This is a genomic window from Verrucomicrobiota bacterium, assembly GCA_016871675.1.
GTDB lineage: Bacteria > Verrucomicrobiota > Verrucomicrobiia > Limisphaerales > VHCN01 > VHCN01.
On record VHCN01000015.1, the window covers coordinates 56,001 to 63,328 of the forward strand.

Consider the following 7,328-nt stretch of genomic DNA (forward strand, 5'->3'; position numbering starts at 1 on the left):
GTGCCCCTCCAGCGGCAAGCGGTGTCGCGCCATACTTTCCCACCACACTCCGAAAGGCCGCGATTCACGCGGGTTCGATCGGAACCACTTCGCTTTGGCGTCGGGTGAATCGCAGGCTCGTGGTGTAGCCGACGCCGCGCGCGAGTTCGACGGCGTCGCCGAGATTCAGCCCGACTTCGGCCGCCGCGTGCGCATCCGAGCCGAAGGTGACGGGCACGCCGAGGCGGAAGGCGACTTCGAGCAGCGCGCGGTTGGGATAAACCTCGCGACAATCCTTGCGCAGGCCCGCGGTGTTGAGCTCGATTGCGGTGCCGGTCTGCCTTGCGACGGCGAGGAAGCGTTCGTAGAGCGGCGTGCAATCGCGCTGCGGCCGATGGCCGAACTTCTTCGGGAGGTCCGCGTGGCCGATGATCTCGAATAGCCCGGTCGCAGCCGCCATCGTGAGCCTGTCGAAATAGACGGACCACACTTCCCACGCGTCGCGGTGCTTCCACTCGGAGAGTTTGTTGGGGTTGTCCACGGCCCAAGAGTCGGAGACGTAGTGAACGGAGCCGATGAAGTAATCCCACGGGTGGCGCGCGGCGAGGTCGCGAATCCAATCCTCGTGGCCCGGCAGGTAATCTACTTCGAGGGCGAGCTTGATGGTGAGGCGCGGGTGGTCCCGGCGGGCCTTGCAGACCTTGTCAACGTAGTCGTCGAGCTGGTCGTTGCGCATGCGCCAGTCGTCGAAGTCGTCCCGCAACATCGGCGAGTGATCGGTGAAGCCAATCTCGGTGAGGCCAAGTTCCAGCGCGCGCGCGGCGTATTCCGTGGGCTCGCCGGTCGCGTGACGGCACAGCGGCGTGTGCATGTGGTAATCGGCGGGCAGGCGCACGGCGGAGACTTAGCGGGGAAGCCCGCGGGGTGAAAGGGGAAAAGGCGTCTACCGCGCGAGCCCGCGGGAGAAGTCCCCGAGGTGCGCGCGCAACGGCGGGGCGCCGGTGCCGCGACGGAGGGATTCGGCGCCGGACTCATTGAGCGGGAATTGGGCGATGACTTGCGTGCCCTCGCGAGGCGCGGAGATGACGCGGACACGGCCGCCGAGGGGGTGGGCGCGTTCGCCATGCCGATGAGTCCCGCGCCGTGGAGGCGGTTGGGCTTGCGAGCCGGGTCGAACCCCGCGCCATCCCTCGGTCTTCAAAAGGGCCTGGAGCAGAAAGGTGAGGTTGGCTTCATCGTCCACCACCAAGACCCGGCGGGGAGATGCCGAAACCGCGAACGTCAATTTGCCCATGCAGCGCGGCAGGACTCTGGCGACGCTTGCGACACGCAAGCTTGCGCACACGCGAATTCAAACAGGGGAATGCAAGATTGACTTCGACCAGGTCGCCTCCTAGCGTCTGCGCGTAAATAGCGCGGCGTGCCCCGAGTTTACACTTCGGGGTTTTTTCTTGCCCGCGCGGGCAGAGGACTTATGGCGAATACGATTCTCGTCGGCGCCCAGTGGGGCGACGAAGGCAAGGGCAAGATCATTGACGTGCTCACCGAGCGCGCGGACATCGTCGTCCGCACGCAGGGCGGCAACAACGCCGGCCACACGGTCTTTCTCGGGCCGAAGAAATACGTGCTGCACCTCATCCCCTCGGGCATCCTGCGCGCCGGCAAGCAGTGTGTGATCGGCAACGGCGTCGTGGTGGACCCGGTGGGACTCGTCACGGAAATGGACGGCCTGCACCGGCTCGGCATCAAGGTCACGCCGCGCAATCTCGTGCTGAGCGAGACCGCGCACGTTGTCTTCCCCTACCACCGCGAGCTGGACGGGGCGCGCGAAGCCGCCAAGGGTCGCAACAAGATTGGCACAACCAAGCGCGGCATCGGCCCCACCTACGGCGACAAGGCCGCGCGCGTCGGCTTGCGAATGATCGACCTGATCAATCCGGCGCGCTTCGAGGAGAAACTCCGCGCGCGGGTCGCGGAGAACAACGCGGTGCTCAAGGCCATGGGCGCTGCGCCGCTGTCGTTCAAACAGGTTCACGCCGCGTATCGGGCGGCGGGCGACCGGCTTGCTCCCTACGTGGCGAACACGGTCGTGCTCCTGCACGATGCGATACGGCGCGGCCGCGACATCCTGTTCGAAGGCGCACAAGGGACATTCCTGGACATCGACCACGGCACGTATCCATTCGTGACCTCGTCGAACACCACGGCGGGCGGCGCTTGCACCGGCTCGGGCGTGCCGCCACACCGCATGGATGTGGTCTATGGCGTGATGAAGGCCTACACGACGCGCGTCGGCGAAGGGCCGCTTCCCACCGAGAACGCGGAGATCGCCGACATGCTGCACGCGATGGGCCGCGAGTTCGGCGCGACAACGGGCCGGGCGAGGCGCTGCGGGTGGTTTGATTCAGTGGCGACTCGCCACGCGACGATGGTCAACGGCATCGACCGGCTCGCGGTCACCAATCTGGACGGCCTGGACACCCTTGACACGATCAAGGTCTGCGTCGCGTATCGCGTCGGCACCAAGCGCTTTGATTACGTGCCGAACGATGTCGAGCTCCTCGCGAAGTGCGAACCGGTCTATCAAGAATTCCCCGGCTGGGGCACACCCACCGACAAGGCGAGCACTTGGAAACAATTGCCCGAAAAGGCGCGCAGCTACTTGAAGTCACTCGCGGCACTGACCGGCGCGAAGCTCGCCATCGCCTCGGTCGGACCCGCGCGGGAGCAGACGATTTTCGTCCAGTAAAGCGACCCGAACCCGAGACTCGTTCGCGTGTGAGCAGCCACTCGCCCCAACTCAGCCCGCAAGCCAAGGCCGCCGTCCCTACGCACGTCGCCATCATCATGGATGGGAACGGCCGCTGGGCGAAGCAACGCATGCTGCCGCGCGTGGAAGGCCACCGGCAGGGCGTCGAGGCGGTGTGCGCGACCGTCCGCGCATGCGGCGAGCTTGGCATCAAGTATCTCACGCTCTACGCCTTCTCCGTCGAAAACTGGAACCGCCCGAAGGACGAAGTGGCCATGCTCATGTCGCTGCTCCTTCGCTTCATCAAGTCGGAGATCACCGAGTTGCAGAAGCACAACGTGCGGCTCGAAGTCATCGGCCAGATCTACCGGCTGCCCGAGCCCGTGCAGGAGCAGATTCGCAAGGCCCAGGCGTCGCTCGCGAAGAACACCGGCCTCACGCTCATCCTCGCGCTGAGCTACGGCGGGCGTCAGGAGATCATCGAGGGCGTTCGTGCCATCGCGGAGAAGGCCCGCCGCGGCACCATCGATCCCGCCGAGATCAATGAGCAGGTGATTTCGCAACACCTCGACACGCGCCACTGGCCCGACCCGGACCTGCTCATCCGCACAAGCGGCGAGATGCGCGTGAGCAACTTCCTCCTCTGGCAGATTTCCTACACCGAGCTCGTCGTGACTCCGACCCTGTGGCCGGACTTCCGCAAGCAGCACCTGTTCGAGGCGCTCGAGGAATTCACCCGGCGCCACCGGCGCTTTGGCGGCGTGTGAGACCGGGAAACACGCTCGGCAACCCGGGGCAACCCGTGTAACGATTCCACCCAAGCAACCGCCGCCCCGTGGACCCCGCCCCAACAACCCAGCCGGCACCGACGCCTTCGAAGGGCAAGACCTTCCTGCGCCGGCTCGCGAGTTCGCTGGTGCTCTGGGCGGTCATGCTCGGTGCGATGTTCTCCGGCAACGCGTTCATCTCGAACACGGTCTTCCTGCTTCTGATGCTCGCGCTCGCCGGACTCGGGCTGATCGAATTCTACAGCCTCGTCGAGAAGCGCGGCCTCGTGTGCTTCAAGAAATGGGGCGTCTTCGGCGGCTTGCTGCTGATGGCCGGGACATTCCTCCATTGCGCCGGCAAGCTCGGCATCCACAACACGCCGTCGCGCGTGAACGACTTCGAGACGAGCTTTCTCATCCTGTTCGTGCTCGGGTTGTGCATCCGGCAGTTCCTCTCGAAGACCAACGCGGCCGGCCTGCTCGCGATCTCGACGACGCTCTTCGGCCTCATGTATGTGCCGTGGCTGCTGAACTTCATCCAGAAGATCAATTACTTCCCGGGCATCGGCGGGCACGGTCCCTACTACGTGCTCTACTTCATTCTCGTCACGAAGTTCAGCGACACCGGTGCCTACGCCGCCGGCTCGCTCTTCGGCCGGCACAAGATGATCCCGCGCATCAGTCCGGGGAAAACGTGGGAAGGGTTCGGCGGCGCGCTGCTGGTCAGCACCGGCGCAAGCGTCCTCTTCGCGCACCTTGCCGGGGCGCGGTTGCCCGGCATGACCACCACGCACGCCGTCGTGCTCGGCTTGATCCTCGCGACCGCCGCGGTCATCGGCGACCTCATCGAGTCGCTCTTCAAGCGCGAGGCCGGCGTGAAGGATTCCGGCGGGTTCTTTCCCGGCATCGGCGGCATCCTCGACTTGCTCGACAGCCTGCTGTTCAATGCGCCGCTGATGTATCTGTATCTGCGGCATGTGCTGACTCACGGATGAAGAACGTCGTTTTGCTCGGCAGCACCGGCTCCATCGGCACCAGCACGGTCAAGGTGGCCATGGACCTGCCGGACCGCATCCGCCTGCTCGGGTTCGCGGCGGGCAACAATGCCGAACTGCTCCTCGAACAGACGAGGCAGCACAAACCGGAGGCCATTAGCATCACCGACCCGGCAAAGGCGGCAGAGTTGCAGGCGCTGCTCGGCACGACGACCCGCGTATGCAGCGGTGACGCGGGCCTGATCGAACTCGCGACCCTGCCCGGCGCGGACATCGTGCTCATTGCCATCGTGGGCACCGCGGGATTGAAACCCGCGCTCGCGGCCATCCGTGCCGGGAAGGACATCGCCGTCGCGTCGAAGGAGATCCTCGTGATGGCCGGCGAAATCGTGATGAGCGAGGCGCGCAAGCACGATGTCCGTGTGCTCGCCGTGGACAGCGAGCACTCGGCGATCTTCCAGTGCCTCGACGGCAAGCCGCCCGAGTCCGTGCGCAATCTCTGGCTCACCGCCAGCGGCGGGCCGTTCCGCGACAAGGCGCTCTGGCCGAAGGAGAAGTTTGCCGGGATCACCGTCGAACGCGCGTTGCAGCATCCCTCGTGGGTCATGGGCCGCAAGATCACGATTGATTCCGCGACGCTGTTCAACAAGGGCCTCGAGATGATCGAGGCGCGATGGCTGTTTGACATCGGCATGGACCGCGTGCGCATGGTCGTGCATCCGCAGAGCGTGATCCACTCGATGGTGGAGTTCGTGGACGGCTCGATGCTCGCGCAACTGTCCACGCCCGACATGTGCCTGCCCATCCAGTATGCGCTCACGTATCCCGAGCGCGCGCCGAGCGGACGCGTGCAGACAAGCCTCGCGGGTTACGGCAGTCTGACCTTCGAGGAACCCGACTTGGAGCGCTTCCCCTCGCTGAATCTCGCGCGTCGCGCCGGCGAAACCGGCGGCACGCTGCCCGCGGTGATGAATGCTGCGAACGAGGTTGCGGTTGATGCCTTCTGCAATCGCAAGCTCACCTTCGTAGGCATCACCGAAACGGTTGCGCGGGTAATGGACCGCCACCGTCCGGTGGAGCACCCGACACTCGCGCAGATTCTCGCCGCCGATGCGTGGGCGCGCGCCGAGGCCGCGGCGTGAGACGCGACCTCGGCGGAGATTGAACGGAACCCCTTCGCAAGTTGCCTTATGGCAGGGCAGCCGATACATTCGCGCCCCTGCCGGATAACCGGCGCCCATCATGACACTTGCCGCCCTGTTCAACTTCCTCTACATCGTCGCGGCAGTAGTGGTGCTGTTCGGCGCGGCGATCTTTGTCCATGAGTGGGGCCATTACTGGGTCGCGCGCAAGCGCGGGCTGAAGGTCGAGGCGTTCGCCGTCGGCTTCGGGCCGAAAATCTACGCGTGGACCCGCGACGGCATCGAGTATTCCGTCCGGTGGATTCCCGCGGGCGGGTTCGTCAAGCTGCCGCAGATGGTCACGAGCGAGACACTCGAGGGCCAGCACGACAAGCAGGAGCCGCTGCCCCCGGTCACGCCGCTCTCCAAAATCCTCGTCGCCTTCGCCGGGCCGTTCATGAATGTCGTCCTCGGCTTCGCCCTCGCCACGGTTCTCTATTTCACAGGGCTGCCTGTCCGCATCAATCCCTCCATTATCGGCCACGTGTCGCCTGATTCCGACGAAGCCCGCCTCGGCATCAAGGCCGGCGATCGCGTGGTGCGCGTCAACGGCCGTGTGGTGAAATCGTGGGAAGATGTGTTCATGCACACCGTCTTCGCGCGGACGAATGTGATCCCGGTCGTCATCGAGCGCGCGGGTGTGGAGACGACCTACCAGCTTCCCGTCAAGACGCAGAAGGACATCGGCTTGAAGATGCTCAATCTCGACCCTCGCGATCACCCGATGATCAAGCGCGTGATCGAAGGCGGAGCCGCCGAGCGCGCGGGTCTCAAGGCCGGGGATGAAGTCATCGAGTTCGCGGGCCAGCCGATCATGGGCCAGAAACAGTTGATCGAGCACATCAACAAGCGGCCCGGGCAGGAGTGTTCGATCGTAGTCAAGCGCGGCGGCGAACGCGTCGAGCTCAAGGTCACGCCGGTGCTCAACCCCGCCACCAATGACGGCCGCATCGGCATTGAAGTCGGCAGCAGCGGGGTCGAGGCCTACCAGCTCGTCAAGCCCGGACCGAAACCGTGGGAACTCGTCGCCGACGTCCTCGACCAGATGGCGACGACCATCGGCGCGCTCGTTCACTCCAAGGAAACCGGGGTCGGCGCGAAGGACTTGAGCGGCCCGGTTGGCATCCTCGGCATGCTCGGCGCGCAGGTCGCCACGGACTACCGGCTCGCGTTGAAGTTCCTCGTGCTCCTCAACATCAACCTTGCCATCCTGAATCTCCTCCCCATCCCCGTGCTCGACGGCGGGCACATCGTGCTTTCAGTCATCGAGCGCATCCGCCGAAAGCCCGTGAGCGCGCGCATTCAGGAATACGTAACCACCGCGTTCGCGGTGCTGCTCATCTCGTTCATGCTCTATGTCACGTTCTTTGACATCAAGCGCCTGCCGCTCATCAAGTCCTTGTATGAGCAGGAGACCGTCGTCGAGCCCGCGAACCGCCCGGCGGAGGTTCCGCAGCCCGAGCCCGCGCCGGCGAAGTGATTGTTCCGATGCAGTATTGCGCCTCACCGTACCTGTTCCAGCACCGCAAGTCGCGTGAAGTCACCATCGGCGACCCCGCGCGCGGCGGAGTCGTCCTCGGCGGCGGGCATCCGGTCGTCACGCAGTCCATGCTGACCTGCGACACGATGGACACCGCCGAGTGCGTGAAGCAGACGC

Annotated in this window: 7 protein-coding genes and 1 pseudogene; 6 read left to right on the forward strand and 2 right to left on the reverse strand. The window is 65.1% G+C overall.

The window, feature by feature from the left end; all coding sequences use genetic code 11:
• Positions 1–64: 64 nt before the first annotated feature.
• Together FJ386_05425 and FJ386_05430 are read right to left on the reverse strand one after the other, a co-directional pair.
• On the reverse strand, positions 65–874 hold the full coding sequence (locus tag FJ386_05425) for a histidinol-phosphatase HisJ family protein (protein ID MBM3876146.1): 810 nt from the start codon (positions 872–874) through the stop codon (positions 65–67).
• A gap of 288 nt (positions 875–1,162) precedes the next feature.
• Positions 1,163–1,273, reverse strand: a pseudogene (locus FJ386_05430) (response regulator transcription factor).
• 180 nt (positions 1,274–1,453) lie between these two features.
• Here FJ386_05430 and FJ386_05435 point away from each other — a divergent pair.
• The 6 genes from FJ386_05435 to FJ386_05460 all read left to right on the forward strand — a co-directional run.
• Positions 1,454–2,728, forward strand: coding sequence for an adenylosuccinate synthase (locus tag FJ386_05435; GenBank protein ID MBM3876147.1), 1,275 nt, complete (start codon positions 1,454–1,456; stop codon positions 2,726–2,728).
• A gap of 29 nt (positions 2,729–2,757) precedes the next feature.
• Complete coding sequence (locus tag FJ386_05440) at positions 2,758–3,495, forward strand: isoprenyl transferase (GenBank protein ID MBM3876148.1); 738 nt, start codon at positions 2,758–2,760, stop codon at positions 3,493–3,495.
• Between the two features lie 68 nt (positions 3,496–3,563).
• A complete protein-coding gene (locus FJ386_05445; protein ID MBM3876149.1) occupies positions 3,564–4,490 on the forward strand; it encodes a phosphatidate cytidylyltransferase in 927 nt (308 codons plus the stop codon).
• Complete coding sequence (locus FJ386_05450; protein ID MBM3876150.1) at positions 4,487–5,632, forward strand: 1-deoxy-D-xylulose-5-phosphate reductoisomerase; 1,146 nt, start codon at positions 4,487–4,489, stop codon at positions 5,630–5,632. Before FJ386_05445 ends, FJ386_05450 begins: the two co-directional genes overlap by 4 nt.
• Positions 5,633–5,732: 100 nt before the next feature.
• The gene (gene rseP, locus FJ386_05455) at positions 5,733–7,151 is read left to right on the forward strand and encodes an RIP metalloprotease RseP (protein MBM3876151.1); all 1,419 of its coding nucleotides are present in this window, start codon (positions 5,733–5,735) and stop codon (positions 7,149–7,151) included.
• Between the two features lie 8 nt (positions 7,152–7,159).
• On the forward strand, positions 7,160–7,328 hold a 169-nt coding region (locus tag FJ386_05460), incomplete at its 3' end, for a flavodoxin-dependent (E)-4-hydroxy-3-methylbut-2-enyl-diphosphate synthase (protein MBM3876152.1).

Coding starts and splice junctions, on each gene's coding strand:
- FJ386_05435 (MBM3876147.1), top strand. CDS start 1,454: ATGGCGAATACGATTCTCGTCGGCGCCCAGTGGGGCGACGAAGGCAAG.
- rseP (MBM3876151.1), top strand. CDS start 5,733: ATGACACTTGCCGCCCTGTTCAACTTCCTCTACATCGTCGCGGCAGTA.
- FJ386_05450 (MBM3876150.1), top strand. CDS start 4,487: ATGAAGAACGTCGTTTTGCTCGGCAGCACCGGCTCCATCGGCACCAGC.